This is a genomic window from Sphingomonas aurantiaca (assembly GCF_003050705.1).
Classification (GTDB): Bacteria; Pseudomonadota; Alphaproteobacteria; order Sphingomonadales; family Sphingomonadaceae; genus Sphingomonas; species Sphingomonas aurantiaca.
On record NZ_QAOG01000002.1, the window covers coordinates 139,195 to 155,550 of the forward strand.

Sequence of the window (16,356 nt, forward strand, 5' to 3'; positions counted from 1 at the left end):
CTGCCCCTCGCGACTGAGACCTCTCCAACTGGACCCCGGCCTTCGCCGGGGAGGTCGTGTCGGTGGTATGTGCCAACGAAATTCTAGGAGAACCCCATGAAGTCCTTCCTCGTCGCCGGCCTACTGGCCGCAACCGCCATCACCGGCGTCACCGCCGCCATCTCGCAAACCACCGAGTCCACGCCTGCCCCGGCCGCGACCCCAGCCTCGACCGGCGCGCAATACGGCACGTTCGGCTTCGACGAGAAGGGCATGGACAAGACCGTCCAGCCCGGTGACGACTTCTACACCTTCGCCAACGGCAACTGGTCGAAGGCCAACCCGATCCCCGCCGACAAGTCGAACTACGGCTCGTTCAACCTCCTGTCCGACCTGTCCGAGACGCGCACCCGCGGCATCCTCGACACCGCCGCGAAGGACAAGGGCTCGAAGATCGGCCGTGCCTACGCGACCTTCCTCGACACCGGCACGATCGAGGCCAAGGGCCTCGCCCCGATCCGCCCTTGGCTCGGCAAGATCGCCGCGCTGAAAGACCGCGCCGGCTACCCCGCGCTGCTCGCCGAAGCCGACCGCGCCGGCATTCGCGGCCCGTTCGGCGGCGGCGTCGGTCAGGACGACAAGCTGCCTGAGCAATATGCGCTCTCGCTCGGCCAGTCCGGCCTCGGCCTCCCCGACCGCGATTATTACCTCTCGGGCGACGCGAAACTGGTCGAGGCGCGCACCGCCTACCGCGCGCACATCGCCAAGATGCTGACGCTCGCCGGCGAACCCAATGCCGAGGCGCGCGCTGCTGCGTTGCTGGCGTTCGAGACCGAGATCGCCAAGGTCAGCTGGACGCGCGTCGACAGCCGCGACGCCACCAAGACCTATAACAAGATGACCGTCGCCGAGCTCGCCAAGCGCGCGCCCGGCTTCGATTTCGCGGGCTATTTCAAGGGCATCGGCACGCCCGTCGCGACCGTCATCGTCGCGCAGCCCTCAGCGATCACCGGCATTGCCAAGCTCGTCTCGACCGCGCCGCTCGGCGTGCTCAAGGACCAGCTGATGCTCCGCTCGCTCGACGGCTATGCGGACGTCCTCCCCAAGGCGTTCGATGCCGAACAGTTCGCGTTCTACGGCACCGTCCTCGGCGGCACGCCCGAGCAGGAAGCCCGCTGGAAGCGCGGCGTGCAGTTCACCTCCGGCGCGCTCGATGACGAGGTCAGCAAGCTCTACGTCGCACAGTATTTTCCGCCCGAGACGAAGGCCGCGGCCGACAAGCTCGTCAAGAACGTGCTGGCCGCTATGGGTCGCCGGATCGACAAGCTCGAATGGATGGCGCCCGAGACGAAGGTCAAGGCGCACGCCAAGCTCGCCGCGTTCACGCCCAAGATCGGCTATCCCAGCCAGTGGAAGGATTTCTCGGGCCTGGAGATCACGAGCGGCGATGCGTTCGGCAACGAATGGCGCGCCAACGAATGGCAGCATCAGGACAATATCGCCAAGCTCGGCAAGCCTTTGCAGCGCTGGGAATGGGGCATGACGCCGATGACGGTGAACGCCTATGCCAATTTCGGCATGGTCGAGATCGTCTTCCCCGCCGCCATCCTGCAGCCGCCATTCTTCGATCCCAAGGCCGACGATGCGGTCAATTACGGCGGCATCGGCGCGGTGATTGGCCACGAGTTGAGCCATCATTTCGACGATCAGGGCTCGAAATACGACGCCAAGGGCCAGCTCACCGACTGGTGGACGCCCAAGGATATCGCCGGCTTCCAGGCGCTCACCGGCAAGCTCGGCGCGCAATATGACGCGTACGAACCGCTGCCGGGGATGCACGTGAAGGGTCAGCTGACGATGGGCGAGAACATCGCCGATCTGGCCGGGCTCACGGTCGCGTACGACGCCTATCACACCGCGCTCGGCGGCAAGGCGGCACCCGTGCTCGACGGCTTCACCGGCGACCAGCGCTTCTATCTCGGCTGGGCGCAGGTCTGGCGTCGCAACTACCGCGAAGCCAATCTTCGCAACCGCTTGCTGACCGATCCGCACTCACCGTCGCAGCAGCGCGCCTGGGTCGTCCGCAACCTCGACCCCTGGTACGCGGCGTACAAGCCGACCGCGGGGCAGAAGCTGTACCTGACGCCCGAACAGCGCGTCCGGATCTGGTAAGCGGCGCCCTGTGCGGTTGGAGGAAGCCCACCAGCATTGCTGCTGGCGGGCTTCCTCATCGCCTAACTATGCGGGGGGACGCACCACCCCAACCACGGGGAGAGGGTAGGGCGTGCCGCCTGCAGTCCGCGCGCCCCACCCCCTAGAAACCCACCAACGCGCTTGACGCCTCACCCCGCTCCGGCGGAAGACCGTCCCGATGGCATCGATCGCTTTACCCACCCCCGTCCGCAACGCCGCGTTGGTCGCTGCCATCTCGGGCATCGCTGCCGCTGCGGTCGTGCTGCTGCTGGTCGGCAGCTGGATCGCCGCCGCCGGTTTCTTCGCCGCCGCCGTCATCGTCATCGGCGCGCTGATCGCCTGGCGCCTGCTCAATCCGGTCACGAACGACGCGTCGCGCCCGGTCGACTGGGACCTGACCCGGACGGTCGCCGAAGCCGGCTCCGACGCGCTCGCGATCACCGACCGCGCAGGGCGCCTCGTCTGCGCGAACGACGCGTATGAGGCGCTGTTCGCAGGCTTCCCGACTCCCCCCGGCCTCCCGCTCGACGACGCCGGCACCGCAGCCCTCGCCGACGCCGGCCGCGCCGCGTGGCGCGACGGCAGCGCGCATGTCGACCGGCTCGCCGCGCGCGACATCGCCCTGTCTGCGCAGATCGCGCGCGCCGGCGACGATGCGGACATGCTCGTCTGGCGCTTCGTTACCGCGCAGGAGCACGACCTTGCGGAAACGCTCGCCGCCTTGCTCGCGGGCCCGACCGGAGACCAGCTTGGCGGCAGCGGCATCATGGCCGCCTTGCTCTCGCCCGACGGCCGGGTCCGCACCGCCAACCGCGTGCTCAGGGCGCGCGCGTGCGGCGACGAACATGATGCGATCGAAGGCCGCGACTTCGCCCGCTTCCTCATCACCGACAGCCGCGGCCTCGTCCGCTTCGAACGCGAGGGGCTCGAGGGCACCCCGCTGCGAGTCCTCCAGATCCCGTTCCTCGACGGCGACGACGCGCCGGTGCTGGTCGCATTGCTCGACGACGAGGAGGACGCGCCCGCGCTCGGCGCCAGCGCCTCCGCGCATGTCCGCAGCCTGGTCAGCATGATGCCGTTCGGCATGGCGCTGGTCGATCGCGACGGCCGCTTCCTCCAGATGAACGACTCGTTCCTGCGTGCGGCGGGAGTCAATGCGGTCGCACCGCCGCTCTATCCCGGCGATCTCGTCGTCCGCGAGGACAAGGCCGCGGTCGCCGACGCGATCCGCAAATTCGCCGGCGGCGCGACGCACTCGACCGACATGGCAGTCCGTCTCAAGGATCATCCCGACGAGCCGGTCGCGCTGACGATCGCCGGTGCGCGCGGCCTCGGCGATGCGGCGGTCCTCCTCAGCCTCAAGGACAATAGCGAGGAAAGCCGCCTCAAGCGCGAAGTCGCCCAGGCCACCAAGATGCAGGCGGTCGGCCAGCTCGCGGGCGGCGTCGCGCATGATTTCAACAACATCCTTACCGCGATCATCGGCCATTGCGACCTGATGCTGATGCGCCATTCGCCCGGCGACAGCGATTATGACGACATCCAGCAGGTCCGCACCAACTCGAACCGCGCCGCCAGCCTGACACGCCAGCTGCTCGCCTTCTCGCGCCAGCAGACCTTACGTCCGCAAATCCTGCAGCTCCCCGACGTCGTCTCCGAAGTCTCGAACCTGCTCAAGCGGCTGATGGGTGAGACCGTCCGCCTCGACATGACTCACGGCCGCAATCTCGGCCCGGTCCGCGCCGATCCCGGCCAGCTCGAACAGGTCGTCGTCAACCTCGCGGTCAACGCACGCGACGCGATCGTCTCGGCGAATGCGCGCGGCGGCGGCGTGCTAACCATCACCACGCGCGCGGTGCCCGCGTCCGAAGTGCGCGAGATGGCGTCGGATATCCTGCCCGTCGCCGACTATACCGCGCTGATCGTGCAGGACACCGGCACCGGCATCCCGCCCGACGTGCTGCCCAAGATCTTCGAACCCTTCTTCACCACCAAGGAATTTGGCAAGGGCACCGGGCTCGGCCTCTCGACCGTCTACGGCATCGTCAAACAGTCCGGCGGCTATATCTTCGCCGACAGCAAGCCGGGGCAGGGCGCAACCTTCTCGATGTACCTGCCGGTGCACTCCGCGCCCGCCGCCACGCGCCCCGCGGTTCTCAAGCCGACGCCCAAGCCCGTCGACCTGTGGGGCACCGGCACGATCCTGCTGGTCGAGGACGAGGACATGGTCCGCGCGGTCGCCGAACGCGCGCTGGTGCGGCAGGGCTATACCGTGCTCACCGCCGAAAATGGCGAAGTCGCGCTCGAGGTGCTCGCAAAGCACGGCCGTCCCGACCTGCTGATCAGCGACGTCGTCATGCCGCAGATGGATGGCCCGACGATGGTGCGGCATGCGCGCGAGAGCTATCCCGACCTGCCGATCCTGTTCATGTCGGGCTATGCCGAGGAGCAATTGCGCCGCTCGATCGATCTCGACAACGTCGCATTCCTGCCCAAGCCCTTCTCGGTGCAGGAACTTGCCGAAGCGGCACGAGACGTGCTCGCGACGCGCCGACACGAACAAGATGTTGGCAAGTCGTAACAATCCCGACTATGGCAGGGGATGACCGTTTCCCAGCAGATCCTCATCGTCGAGGACGAACCGTTGATCGCCATGATGCTTGAGGATTTCCTGGAGGTGCTCGACAAGGGCGTCGCCGGGTCCGTCGACACCGTTGCCGACGCACTCAAGCGGATCGAGCAAGGCGGCGTCGACGGCGCGATCCTCGACGTGAACCTGCGCGGCGGCGAAAAGAGCACCGCGGTCGCCGAGGCTCTCGCAGCCAAGGGCGTCCCCTTCGTGTTCGCGACCGGCGGCGGCGACGACGGCGTCGCCCCCGAATTCCGCGACCGCCCGCGGCTGCAAAAGCCCTTCACGATGGACGGCGTGGCAAAGGCGCTCGAGGCGCTCTGACCGCCACGGCTGGAGCGGTACAAGCCAGTCCGTCATCCTGACGAAAGTCAGGATCCAGAGCCAAAGGCGTCGTCAGCTGTAACCCTGTCTACTGACGTCCGTCAGGAATACCCGGCGCTGACGGGTAGGGCGCGCTTGCACAAATGGTGCCCGAACGGCACCATCCGTTCCATGCCTCCACCCAGCCTCAACTGATGCGCGTTACGGGCGCGCGGGCGGTCACGCTCCTGTGCGTAGTGTCGGCCTTGAGTGTCGGCTACGGTTTAGGCGGCACGGGCGTCGCCGTTGCGGTCGGCATCCTGTCGCTTCCCGCGCTTGCCTGGGCTTACGACAATGCAACCGGGACGTTTCTGGTGCTCGCGACTCTCTTCGTGCTCACGGTCGGGATCATGGTCCTCCTGATCGCGCTCATGGCGTTGGCACGGTAAATCGCAGCGTCGGTGTCGCAACTCTCTTGCGCAAATACCCCCTCCCGCGACATAGGCGTTCGTCATGACCCGCACATTCGATAAATCGCGCCTGCCGAGCCGCCATGTCTCCGTCGGTCCCGAACGCGCCCCGCACCGCAGCTATTACTACGCGATGGGCCTCGACGAAGAGCAGATCGCGCGCCCGTTCGTCGCGCTCGCGTCCGCCGGCAACAACTCCGCACCCTGCAACACCACGCTCGACGCGCAGGCCGATGCCGCGCAGGCAGGCGTCATCCAGGGCGGCGGCATGCCGCGCCGGTTCAACACGATCACCGTCACCGACGGCATCGCGATGGGCCACCAGGGTATGAAGGCGAGCCTTGTCAGCCGCGAAGTCATTGCCGATTCGGTCGAACTCTCGGTCCGCGGCCATTGCTACGACGCGCTTGTCGGGTTCGCCGGTTGCGACAAGTCGCTCCCCGGCATGATGATGGCGATGCTCCGCCTCAATATCCCGTCGGTGTTCGTCTATGGCGGCTCGATCCTGCCCGGCCGCTATCAGGAGCGCGACGTCACCGTCGTCGACGTGTTCGAGATCGTCGGCAAATATGCCGCGGGTGCGTGCCCGCTCTCCGAGGTCCACGCGATCGAGAAGGTCGCGTGCCCCGGCCACGGCGCGTGCGGCGGCCAGTATACGGCCAACACGATGGCCTGCGTCGCCGAGGCGATCGGCTTGTCGATCCCGAACAGCAACATGGTGCCCGCACCGTACACGACGCGCGAACAGATCGCCGTGGCTGCGGGCGCGCAGGTCATGGACTGCCTCGCCGACAATATCCGCCCGCGCGACATCTGCACGCGCGAGGCGTTCATCAACGCCGCGCGCGTCGTCGCCGCGACCGGGGGCTCGACCAACGCCGCGCTGCATCTGCCCGCAATGGCGTCCGAGGCCGGGATCGAGTTCGATCTGTTCGACGTCGCCGAGATCTTCAAGACCACCCCGTACATCGCCGACCTCAAGCCCGGCGGTAAGTATGTCGCCAAGGACATGTACGAGGCCGGCGGCGTCTACATGCTGATGAAGACGATGCTCGCGGGCGGCTTCCTCGACGGCAACTGCCTGACCGTGACGGGCAAGACGCTCGGCGAGAACATCGACCAGGTGACGTGGAACCCCGACCAGAAGGTCATATACGACATCAACACCCCGCTGACGCCCACCGGCGGCGTCGTGGGCCTGCGTGGCAGTCTCGCCCCCGACGGCGCGATCGTGAAGGTCGCGGGCATGCACCGCCTCCAGTTCAGTGGCCCCGCACGCGTGTTCGACTGCGAGGAGGACACCTTCGCCGCGGTCGAGAACCGCGAGATCAACGAGGGCGAGGTCATCGTCATTCGCTACGAAGGGCCCAAGGGCGGACCCGGCATGCGCGAGATGCTGTCGACCACCGCCGCGCTCTACGGCCTCGGCATGGGCGAGAGCGTCGCGCTGATCACCGACGGCCGCTTCTCGGGCGGCACGCGCGGCTTCTGCATCGGCCATGTCGGCCCCGAAGCGGCAGACGGCGGCCCGATCGCGCTGGTCGAGAATGGCGACATCATCCACATCGACGCCGAGGCGGGCACGATCGACCTCGACGTGCCCGAGGACGTCATGGCGGCGCGCCGTGCCGCCTGGGTGCCGCGCACCAACGATTACGGCTCGGGCGCGCTGTGGCGCTATGCGAAGACCGTCGGCCCGGCCTACAAGGGTGCCGTCACGCACCCAGGAGCCGCAGCCGAAACCCATGTCTACGCGGATATCTAAACCGCTTCAGTGTCTTGGCGTGCTTCTCTCGCTCCCGCTCGCCGCGTGCGGGCGGGAGCAGCCCGCTGACACGACGGTCGCCGCGCAACGGCAAGCCACCCCCGCAGATGAAGCGCGCATCGCCTGCGCGCGCGGCAATGCGGCACTGGCCGCGAGCTGCACGATCGAACAGGCGCAGGGGCGCGACGGCCTGATTCTCACGGTCCGCCATCCCGACGGCGGGTTCCGTCGCCTGCTCGTCACGCAGGACGGTCGCGGCGTGATCGCCGCGGACGGGGCAGAGGTTGCCCGGGTGAGCGTCCTCGGCGCGGACGGCATCGAGGTGGCACTGGGAGGCGACCGCTACCGCCTGCCGGCCACGATCAAGGGCGCGGCCAAACCCTCATGATCCGAATCGAAGGCCAGCCCATCCTGACCGCCGCCGAAATGCGCGCCGCGGAAGACGCGGTGATCACCACCGGCGTCCCGGTCGAAACGCTCATGGACCGCGCCGGCACCGCAATCGCCCACGCCGTCCGCCGCCTCGCCGGATCGAACGACGTCCTGATCCTGTGCGGCCCCGGCAACAACGGCGGCGACGGCTATGTCGCCGCGCGGGTGCTCGCGGAGATGGGCGTGACGGTCCGCGTCGCGGCGCTGTCCGAGCCGAGGACGGATGCGGCGAAGGCGGCAAGGGCAGGGTGGCACGGCCCAGTGGAAACGCTTGCGGACGCCAACCCCGCGCCCATCCTGGTCGACGCTTTGTTCGGCACGGGCCTGAGCCGCCCGCTCGATGCATGCGCGACCCCCACCCCAAATACCCCCCCGGCGGAGGCCGGGGTCCAGTTGGGCAATGCCATCGATGAATCACCCGGTTCACCCAACTGGACCCCGGCCTCCGCCGGGGAGGGAACTATTGTGGGGCGCCTTCACTTCCTCGCCAACGCGGCGCAACTGAAAATCGCCATCGACCTCCCCAGCGGCCTCGCCACCGACTCCGGCCAAGCCCTCAGCACACCCCCCGTCTTCGACCTCACGCTAGCCCTCGGCGCGCTGAAACCCGCGCACCTGCTCCAGCCCGCCGCGCGCTACTGCGGCCAGATCCGCCTGCTCGACATCGGCGTCCCCGCCACCAGCCAGGCCGAAGTCCTCGCAACCCCAATCCTCCCAACCCCCGGCCCCGACTCGCACAAATACACCCGAGGCATGGTCGCCATCATCGCCGGCACCATGTCCGGCGCCGCCGACCTCGCAGCCCTCGCCGCGATGCGCGCCGGCGCGGGCTACGTCACCCTGCTCGGCGACAGCCACGGCCCGCCGCACGCGCTTGTCCGCACGCCGTTCTCAGTCCACGCGCTCGCCAACGACCGGATCGGCGCGCTCGTCATCGGCCCCGGCCTCGGTCGCGACGACACCGCCAGGACCCGCCTCGACGCCGCGCTGCGCTCGGGGCACCCGCTGATCATCGACGGCGACGCGCTCCGCCTGATCGACCCCGACCGGATCAAGGCGCTGAGCGTCCCCGTCATCCTCACCCCGCATGCCGGCGAGTTCGACGCGCTCTTCGGCAAGTCGGACGCCGACAAGATCACCCGCGCCCGCGACGCCGCCGCCTTTGCGAACGCGGTCGTCGTCTTCAAGGGTGCCGACACCGTCATCGCGGCGCCCGACGGCCGCGTCCGCATCGCGCCGGGTTCCAGCGACTGGCTCTCGACCGCGGGCACCGGCGACGTGCTCGCCGGCGCGATCGGCGCAATGCTCGCCGCGGGCCTCGACCCGCTCGACGCCGCCGGCGCCGGCGTGTGGCTCCACGGTGACGCCGCCCGCCGATTGGGCGCAGCATTTATCGCCGACGACTTGGCGGACGCGCTGCGGTGCGCCAGAGCGGCGCTATGACTTCTGAATCCACGATCGACACCATCATCCGCGTCGCGGCGCGCGGCGACGGGATCACCGTTGACGGCCGCCACGCGCCGCTCTCGGCCCCCGGCGACACGCTCGCCGCGGACGGCACCGTCACCCCCGGACCGCACCACCAGACGCCCCCCTGCGTCCATTTCCCGACCTGCGGCGGCTGCCAGCTCCAGCATCTCGACGACCAGAGCTATGCCGCGTTCGTCACCGACCGGATCGCCTCCGCGCTCGACGGGCAGGACCTGTCCGCCCCGATCCGCACCCCGCACATCTCGCCCGTCCGCAGCCGCCGCCGCGCGACGCTCCATGCCGAGGGCAAGGGCGGCAAGATCACGCTCGGCTTCACCGCCGAGAAGGCGCACACGATCGTCGACATCAAGGAATGCTGGATCCTCGATCCGCGCCTGTTCGCGCTCGTCCAGCCTTTGCGCCAGCTGCTGAGGCGCCTGAACTTCCGCCGCCGCGCCGACATCCACCTGACGCTCGCCGACCAGGGCGCGGACATCCTGATCACCGGTTTCGCCCCCGAAGGGCTCGCGGCAGCCGAAGCGCTCACCAAATTCTGTGAAGACCACAAAATCGCGCGCGTCGCGTTCGACGACGGTCTCGGCCCCGAGACGCGCTGGGAGCCCGACGCGGTGACGATCACGCTCGGCGGCGTTCCCGTGCCGCTCCCGCCCGCCTCGTTCCTGCAGGCCACGCCCGACGGCGAGGCCGCGCTGACCGCCGCGGTGCTCGAAGCGATCGGCAAGGCCAACACCGTGGCCGACCTGTTCGCCGGGCTCGGCACGTTCACGATGGCGATCCCCGCCAAGGTCTACGCCGCCGAAGGCGCACGCGACGCGCTCACCTCGCTGAAGGCCGCCGCGCACCGCACGCAGCGCCCCGTCTACCCGGAGCACCGCGACCTCTACCGCCGCCCGCTGACGGTGGCCGAACTCGATCGCTTCGACGCGGTCGTGATCGATCCCCCGCGCTCGGGCGCGCGCGAGCAAGCGACCGCGCTGGCGGACTGCAAGACGCCGGTGATCGCCTATGTCTCGTGCAATCCGGCCACCTTCGCCCGCGACGCGAAGGAGCTGTGCGACTCGGGCTGGCGGATCGACTGGGTCCAGCCGGTCGGCCAGTTCCGCTGGTCGACGCATGTCGAACTCGCGGCCAAGTTCACGCGCCCCGCACCCCCATCGTCATCCTGACGAAAGTCAGGATCCAAAGCCACGAACGCTGCGCGGCGTAACCCTGGGTCCCGGATCAAGTCCGGGATGACGGGGGAGGGTAAACAGCACTCACGAAGAACAACCCGTCGGGCGGTGCATTCAGCCCCAGCATCGCCCGATCCTTCGCCGCCAGCGCGTCCGCGACATCGCCGACCGCCCAGCGCCCCATCCCGACCAGCGCCAAGCACCCGACCATCGACCGCACCTGATGATGCAGGAACGACCGCGCCGCCGCGTAGATAAACAGACGCTCTCCCTCGCGCACCACCTCGAGCCGGTCGAGAGTCCGCACCGGACTGTCCGCCTGGCAATGCGCCGACCGAAACGTCGTGAAGTCATGCCGCCCGACGAGCGCCACCGCCGCCTCTGCCATCGCTTCCGAATCCAAAGGCTGCGGCACCTGCCACGCCAACCCCGCCTCGAAACTCAGCGGCGCCCGCCGGTTGACGATTCTGTACTCATACGACCGCCCCACGCACGAAAACCGCGCATGCCAATCGTCGTCGACCACCTCACACGCCAGCACCGAAACCGGCGCCGGCTTCACCAGCGCATTCAGCCCCTCCATCAACCGGAACGCCGCGAGCGGCTTCTCGATATCGACATGCGCGCGCATCGCCATCCCGTGCACGCCCGCATCGGTTCGCCCCGCCGCCTGCACCGACACGGTCTCGCCGGTCATCTTGAGCACCGCCGCCTCGAGCGCGGCCTGTACGCTCGGCCCATGCTTCTGCCGCTGCCAGCCCATGAACGGCCGCCCGTCGAATTCCACCGTCAACGCGAACCGCGTCAAAGCTGCGTCCCCGAGCGGATTGCAAACCCGCGCAGCAGCTCCTCGGCCGAGGTGACGCCGCGCCCCGCCCGCTGCACCAAAGTCGGCCGGATCGCGCCGTCGCCGCACCCGATCGTCAGCGCGTCGTTGACCGTCAGCCCCTCGCACCCCAGAAAGCTGAACGGCAACACGTCCGCCGCGAGCACCTTCACCCGCTCGCCGGCATGCTCGAACCACGCGCCGGGCGCCGGGTTCATCGCGCGCACCAGCCGCTCGACCTCGACCGCCGACCGCTCGAAATCGATCCGCGCCTCCGCCTTCTCGATCTTGGCGGCGTAGGTCACGCCGTCGTCAGGCTGCGGCCGGGCAGGGTGGGCGTCGAGATCGCCCAGCACCTCGACCATCAGCCGCGCCCCCATCGCCGACAGCTCGGCGGTAAGATCGCCCGCCGTCTTCCCCGCAACGTCAGTCCGCCCCTCGAGCCGCACCGCCCCGGTATCCAGCCCGGCCTCCATCTGCATGATCCCGACCCCTGTCTGCACATCGCCCGCCAGGATCGCGCGCTGCACCGGCGCCGCCCCGCGCCACCGCGGCAGCAGCGAGCCGTGCACGTTCAAGCACCCGAACCGCGGCGCGTCGAGCACCGCACGCGGCAGGATCAGGCCGTACGCCGCGACGACCGCAACATCCGCCCCCAAGGCCGCAAACGCTTCCCGCGCGGCGAGACCCTCGGGCAACGACGCCTTGAACGACACCGGCGCCCGCACCTCGATCCCCAGCGCCTCCGCCCGAACCTGTACCGGCGACGGCACCAGCTCGCGCCCGCGTCGTCCGCCCGGTCGTGCCGGCTGGCAATACGCCGCCACCACGTCATGCCCCGCCGCGACGAGGGCTTCCAGCACCGGCACTGCGAAGTCCGGCGTTCCCATGAAGATGATCCGCATGGCCCTCTCGAACACGCTGGCGGGGAGCCGCGCAACCCCCTATCTGTTCCAGATGGCATCCCCCGAGATCGAGGCGCTGACGCAGGCGCTGGCCCGGCTCCCCGGCCTCGGCCCCCGGTCCGCACGTCGCGCCGTGCTGCATCTGCTCAAGAAGCGCGACGCCGCGCTGGGCCCCTTGCGCGAGGCGCTGACCGCGGTCGACGAGCGGCTGGAGAACTGCACTACCTGCGGCAACGTCGATACCACCAACCCCTGCGCGATCTGCGCCGACCCCCGCCGCGACCAGCGGTCTTTGTGCGTGGTCGAAGAGGTCGCCGACCTCTGGGCGCTCGATCGCTCGCGGTTGTTCCCCGGCCGCTTCCACGTGCTGGGCGGCCGGCTGTCTGCGCTCGAAGGCATCCGCCCCGAGGATCTCAGCATCGACAGCCTGGTCCGCCGGATCGAGGCGGGCGGCATCGACGAGGTCGTGCTCGCGATGAACGCCACGCTCGAGGGCCAGACCACCGCGCATTACATCGCCGAGCGGATCGAACGCTTCCCGGTCCGCGTCACCCAACTCGCCCACGGGCTGCCGGTCGGCGGCGAACTCGACTATCTCGACGAGGGCACGCTGGCGCAGGCGTTGCGCGCGCGCCGCCCGATGGCCTGATCCCCGCGGCTTGCGCCAAGTGCTTGACGGCCCCCCGCGCTGTACTTAGCTGCGCGGTATGACCGTAATGACCGTTCTCGAAGTCCCCGATCCCCGCCTGCGCCTCGTTGCCGAGCCGGTGGACACGGTCGACGACTCCATCCGCACGCTCGTCGCCGACATGATCGAGACGATGTACGACTTCAACGGCATCGGCCTGGCCGCGACCCAGGTCGGCGTCCAGAAGCGTGTCCTCGTCATCGACCTTCAGGAAGAGAAGGACGAGGAGGACAAGCCGATCAAGGCGCCCAAGGCGTATATCAACGCCGAGATCCTGTCGGTCAGCGACGAGATGTCGACGTACAACGAAGGCTGCCTCTCGATCCCCGAGCAATATGCCGAGGTCGCCCGCCCGTCGCGCTGCGTCGTCAAGTGGCTCGACGAGACCGGCGCGGCGTTCGAGGAAGAACTCGACGGCCTGCTCTCGACCTGCATGCAGCACGAGATCGACCATCTCGACGGCGTGCTGTTCATCGACCACATCAGTCGCCTCAAGCGCGACATGGTGCTGAAGAAGCTGGCCAAGGCCCGCAAGCTGGGGTGATCTGTAGTGGGGTATGGGTAAAAGGCCCGCCCGCGCATTCGAAACACAAGATCACACCGATAGCTCCCACCCCGGCGAAGGCCAGGGCCCAGTTGGAAAGGTCGCAGTAACGACACGCTGCGCCCAGTTGGCGACGTCCCCCAACTGGGCCCCGGCCTCCGCCGGGGTGGTACGATATGTTGCGGTCGGTACCGCCCCCCTCTAGTTCTCCCGCGAAGGCGGGAGCCCAGAACCACAAACGCCACCACTCGTGATCCAACCCGGCCGCCCCCGCGCGACAGCACGATATTCAGGCTGTCCTACCCCACGCGTTCGACGTATGTTCCACGCATGACGTCCCCATACCTCTCCCAAACCCGCTCGCCACCCCGTGCATCTTTGCCCGAAACGATGCTGCACGTGCGTCTATACTTCCTATACTTCACTCCGGTTTCGGCCACGCAACATGGCTGAGTTCGCCATCATCGCCGTCCTCGCGCTCGCCGCGGGCGTCCTCCTGGGCTGGCTACTGGCCTCCCGCCGCGCCACGACCCTCGCCAGCGATCTCGCCGTAGCCCGGACCAAGGCCGCCGACGCCGACCTCCTCCGCACCGCCCGCGACGCGGTCGAGCGAGAGCGCAACGACGCGCAGCGCGACCTCGCCCGCCTCCAGGCGCAGAGCGAGGAACGCCAGGCCGCGCACCTCGTCACGCTGCGCCAGTTGAAGGAGGCGAACGACGCGATGACCGCGCAGTTCGGTGCCGCCGCCGCCAAGGCGCTCGAGGCCGCGCAGGTGCAGTTCCTCGACCGCGCCGACGCGCGTTTCCGCCAATCCGAGGAAACTGCCGGGCAGAATCTCAAGTCGATGCTCCAGCCGGTCAGCGATCGTCTGCAACGCTATGAAGAGGGCGTCGCCAAGGTCGAGGCCGAGCGTCGCGACGCGTTCGGCGACCTCAAGGGCCAGATCGAGCAGATGCGGCTCGGCCAGGAAAAGGTCTCGACCGAGGCGGCCAAGCTCGTCAATTCCTTGCGCAACGCCCCCAAGTCGCGCGGCCGCTGGGGCGAGCAGCAGCTCAAGAACGTCCTCGAAACCTGCGGCCTAAGCGAGCACACCGACTTCCAGACCGAAGTCAGCGTCGCGGTGGGCGATGACGGCGCTAGGTTGCGCCCGGATGCGATCATCCGCGTCCCCGGCGGCCGCGCGCTGGTGATCGACGCGAAGGTCTCGCTCAACGCCTATCAGGACGCGTTCGGCGCGGTCGACGATGCCGAGCGGCTGATCGGCCTCGCGGCGCATGCGGCGTCGATGCGCGCGCACGTCAACGGCCTCGGCAACAAGGCCTATTGGAGCCAGTTCGCCGACACGCCCGACTATGTGATCATGTTCGTCCCCGGCGAGCATTTCCTCTCGGCGGCGCTCGAGCATGACCCGACGCTCTGGGATTTCGCCTTCGAGAAGCGCGTGTTGCTGGCGACGCCGACCAACCTGATCGCGATCGCGCGCACGGTGGCGGCGGTCTGGCGGCAGGAGAAGCTCGCCAACGAGGCACGCAAGATCGGCGAGCTTGGCAAGGAGATGCACGATCGCCTCGCCAAGGTCGCGGACGACCTGCGCAAGGTCGGCGTCGGCCTCAATAGCGCGGTAAAGAACTTCAACGGCTTCACCAACTCGTTCAACGGCCGCCTGATGGTCACCGGCCGCAAGTTCCGCGACCTCAACATCGAAACAGGCGCCCGCGATCTGGAAGACGTGTCCTCGGTCGACGCTCTGGCGCTAGGCGAGGGGCCTGCGCTGATCGAGAAGCCCGAGAGTATCGAGAACTGATACCCAATCGGAACCACCCCGGCGAAGGCCGGGGCGGTTAAGCAGTAGGGCTCATTTCAGTCAAAAAAACCGATCGGTACAAAATTCGTTCACCTGCGGGAAACCTTTCCCAAGGCCGCGCATTATCCCGGCAACACCTCTCAAAGAGTGACCCGGCCATGAAGCATCTCGTCCCCATCTTCTGCGCACTCATCCCCTTCGCCGCCGTGATCGGCGCCTGCGTAACCTGCCCCTAATCCGCATCTTAAATACGCAAAGAAAAAGGCCCGCCCGGATCGCTCCGGGCGGGCCTTTTCGTAGCGGCCAGGTAAGGCGAGGGGGTTAGCCCTGCGCCTCGTCCTCCTGGTCGCGCGGTGCTTCGGCGGTGGCGCCGGGCTCTGCGTTCGGATCGTAATCCTCGACGAAGCCAGCCTCGTCACGCTCGAACATCGACGACATCACGTCGACGCCCGAAGCCTGCATCTCGGCCTCTTCCGGCGAGCGGGCGACGTTGACCTTGACGGACACCGACACCTCGGGGTGGAGTGCAACCTTGACGGTGTACACGCCGATCGCCTTGATCGGCTTGTCGAGCACGATCGCCGACTTTGCGACCTTGTGACCATCGGCCACCAGCGCGTCGACCAGATCGCGAACCGCGACCGAACCGTAGAGCTGACCGGTGTTCGACGCCTGACGGATCAGGGTGATGGTCGTGTCGTTGAAGGTCTTCGCTTCGGTCTCGGCATCGCTGCGACGCGATGCATTGTCCGACTCGATCCGCGCACGGTTCGATTCGAACACCTTGCGGTTGGCTTCGTTCGAACGAAGCGCCTTCTTGTTCGGGAGAAGGAAGTTACGGGCGTAGCCGTCCTTTACCTTCACCACGTCGCCGATGGCGCCGAGCTTTTCGACGCGCTCAAGCAGAATGACGTCCATGTGGGCGCTCCTTACTTAACGATGTAGGGCAGCAGGCCCAGATGACGCGCACGTTTGATGGCCTGGGCCAGTTCGCGCTGCTTCTTTGCGGCCACCGAAGTGATACGCGACGGGACGATCTTGCCACGCTCGGACACGAAGCCCTGCAGCAACCGGACGTCCTTATAGTCAATCCGGGGAGCGTCTTTGGCGGAGAACGGGCAGCTCTTGCGGCGGCGGAAGAATGGACGTGCCATG

15 protein-coding genes are annotated in these 16,356 nt (G+C 68.1%); 11 read left to right on the plus strand and 4 right to left on the minus strand.

What is annotated here, in order from left to right; genetic code table 11:
* Nucleotides 1–96: 96 nt before the first annotated feature.
* The 8 genes from C8J26_RS06070 to C8J26_RS06105 all read left to right on the plus strand — a co-directional run bounded on the left by C8J26_RS06070 (nt 97) and on the right by C8J26_RS06105 (nt 10,428).
* Nucleotides 97–2,151 carry a M13 family metallopeptidase gene (locus C8J26_RS06070; protein WP_107957178.1) on the plus strand — a complete coding sequence of 685 codons (2,055 nt, stop codon included), beginning with the start codon at nt 97–99 and terminating at the stop codon, nt 2,149–2,151.
* A gap of 199 nt (nt 2,152–2,350) precedes the next feature.
* The gene (locus C8J26_RS06075; protein ID WP_107957179.1) at nt 2,351–4,753 is read left to right on the plus strand and encodes a hybrid sensor histidine kinase/response regulator; all 2,403 of its coding nucleotides are present in this window, start codon (nt 2,351–2,353) and stop codon (nt 4,751–4,753) included.
* A gap of 21 nt (nt 4,754–4,774) precedes the next feature.
* The gene (locus C8J26_RS06080; protein WP_056420202.1) at nt 4,775–5,125 is read left to right on the plus strand and encodes a response regulator; all 351 of its coding nucleotides are present in this window, start codon (nt 4,775–4,777) and stop codon (nt 5,123–5,125) included.
* A gap of 143 nt (nt 5,126–5,268) precedes the next feature.
* Entirely contained in the window at nt 5,269–5,553 is a 285-nt protein-coding gene (locus tag C8J26_RS06085; protein WP_146168782.1) for a hypothetical protein, read from the plus strand.
* Between the two features lie 64 nt (nt 5,554–5,617).
* Nucleotides 5,618–7,339 carry a dihydroxy-acid dehydratase gene (gene ilvD, locus C8J26_RS06090; protein ID WP_107957181.1) on the plus strand — a complete coding sequence of 574 codons (1,722 nt, stop codon included), beginning with the start codon at nt 5,618–5,620 and terminating at the stop codon, nt 7,337–7,339.
* 19 nt (nt 7,340–7,358) lie between these two features.
* The gene (locus C8J26_RS06095) at nt 7,359–7,727 is read left to right on the plus strand and encodes a hypothetical protein (protein WP_244185190.1); all 369 of its coding nucleotides are present in this window, start codon (nt 7,359–7,361) and stop codon (nt 7,725–7,727) included.
* The gene (locus C8J26_RS06100; RefSeq protein ID WP_107957182.1) at nt 7,724–9,214 is read left to right on the plus strand and encodes an NAD(P)H-hydrate dehydratase; all 1,491 of its coding nucleotides are present in this window, start codon (nt 7,724–7,726) and stop codon (nt 9,212–9,214) included. Before C8J26_RS06095 ends, C8J26_RS06100 begins: the two co-directional genes overlap by 4 nt.
* The gene (locus C8J26_RS06105) at nt 9,211–10,428 is read left to right on the plus strand and encodes a class I SAM-dependent RNA methyltransferase (protein WP_107957574.1); all 1,218 of its coding nucleotides are present in this window, start codon (nt 9,211–9,213) and stop codon (nt 10,426–10,428) included. Before C8J26_RS06100 ends, C8J26_RS06105 begins: the two co-directional genes overlap by 4 nt.
* Nucleotides 10,429–10,483: 55 nt before the next feature.
* Here C8J26_RS06105 and truA read toward each other — a convergent pair whose 3' ends face one another.
* Nucleotides 10,484–11,242, minus strand: a complete 759-nt coding sequence (gene truA, locus C8J26_RS06110; protein ID WP_107957183.1) for a tRNA pseudouridine(38-40) synthase TruA — start codon at nt 11,240–11,242, stop codon at nt 10,484–10,486.
* Complete coding sequence (fmt, locus tag C8J26_RS06115) at nt 11,239–12,165, minus strand: methionyl-tRNA formyltransferase (protein ID WP_107957184.1); 927 nt, start codon at nt 12,163–12,165, stop codon at nt 11,239–11,241. Before fmt ends, truA begins: the two co-directional genes overlap by 4 nt.
* Before the next feature lie 52 nt (nt 12,166–12,217).
* On the opposite strand from fmt, the gene recR reads away from it, so the two are divergent.
* The 3 genes from recR to C8J26_RS06130 all read left to right on the plus strand — a co-directional run bounded on the left by recR (nt 12,218) and on the right by C8J26_RS06130 (nt 15,201).
* Complete coding sequence (gene recR, locus C8J26_RS06120; protein ID WP_056420182.1) at nt 12,218–12,814, plus strand: recombination mediator RecR; 597 nt, start codon at nt 12,218–12,220, stop codon at nt 12,812–12,814.
* 58 nt (nt 12,815–12,872) lie between these two features.
* Nucleotides 12,873–13,397, plus strand: coding sequence for a peptide deformylase (gene def, locus C8J26_RS06125; protein WP_107957185.1), 525 nt, complete (start codon nt 12,873–12,875; stop codon nt 13,395–13,397).
* 445 nt (nt 13,398–13,842) lie between these two features.
* Entirely contained in the window at nt 13,843–15,201 is a 1,359-nt protein-coding gene (locus C8J26_RS06130) for a DNA recombination protein RmuC (protein ID WP_107957186.1), read from the plus strand.
* A gap of 321 nt (nt 15,202–15,522) precedes the next feature.
* On the opposite strand, the gene rplI is transcribed toward C8J26_RS06130, so the two are convergent.
* Nucleotides 15,523–16,119 (minus strand): 50S ribosomal protein L9, encoded by a 597-nt coding sequence (rplI, locus tag C8J26_RS06135; RefSeq protein ID WP_056420172.1) that lies wholly within the window; start codon nt 16,117–16,119, stop codon nt 15,523–15,525.
* Nucleotides 16,120–16,130: 11 nt separating this feature from the next.
* Nucleotides 16,131–16,355, minus strand: coding sequence for a 30S ribosomal protein S18 (gene rpsR, locus C8J26_RS06140; RefSeq protein WP_031393978.1), 225 nt, complete (start codon nt 16,353–16,355; stop codon nt 16,131–16,133).
* Between the last annotated feature and the right edge of the window lies 1 nt (nt 16,356).

Coding starts and splice junctions, on each gene's coding strand:
- C8J26_RS06070 (WP_107957178.1), top strand. CDS start 97: ATGAAGTCCTTCCTCGTCGCCGGCCTACTGGCCGCAACCGCCATCACC.
- C8J26_RS06075 (WP_107957179.1), top strand. CDS start 2,351: ATGGCATCGATCGCTTTACCCACCCCCGTCCGCAACGCCGCGTTGGTC.
- C8J26_RS06080 (WP_056420202.1), top strand. CDS start 4,775: ATGACCGTTTCCCAGCAGATCCTCATCGTCGAGGACGAACCGTTGATC.
- C8J26_RS06085 (WP_146168782.1), top strand. CDS start 5,269: ATGGTGCCCGAACGGCACCATCCGTTCCATGCCTCCACCCAGCCTCAA.
- ilvD (WP_107957181.1), top strand. CDS start 5,618: ATGACCCGCACATTCGATAAATCGCGCCTGCCGAGCCGCCATGTCTCC.
- C8J26_RS06100 (WP_107957182.1), top strand. CDS start 7,724: ATGATCCGAATCGAAGGCCAGCCCATCCTGACCGCCGCCGAAATGCGC.
- C8J26_RS06105 (WP_107957574.1), top strand. CDS start 9,211: ATGACTTCTGAATCCACGATCGACACCATCATCCGCGTCGCGGCGCGC.
- fmt (WP_107957184.1), bottom strand. CDS start 12,165: ATGCGGATCATCTTCATGGGAACGCCGGACTTCGCAGTGCCGGTGCTG.
- recR (WP_056420182.1), top strand. CDS start 12,218: ATGGCATCCCCCGAGATCGAGGCGCTGACGCAGGCGCTGGCCCGGCTC.
- def (WP_107957185.1), top strand. CDS start 12,873: ATGACCGTAATGACCGTTCTCGAAGTCCCCGATCCCCGCCTGCGCCTC.
- C8J26_RS06130 (WP_107957186.1), top strand. CDS start 13,843: ATGGCTGAGTTCGCCATCATCGCCGTCCTCGCGCTCGCCGCGGGCGTC.
- rplI (WP_056420172.1), bottom strand. CDS start 16,119: ATGGACGTCATTCTGCTTGAGCGCGTCGAAAAGCTCGGCGCCATCGGC.
- rpsR (WP_031393978.1), bottom strand. CDS start 16,355: ATGGCACGTCCATTCTTCCGCCGCCGCAAGAGCTGCCCGTTCTCCGCC.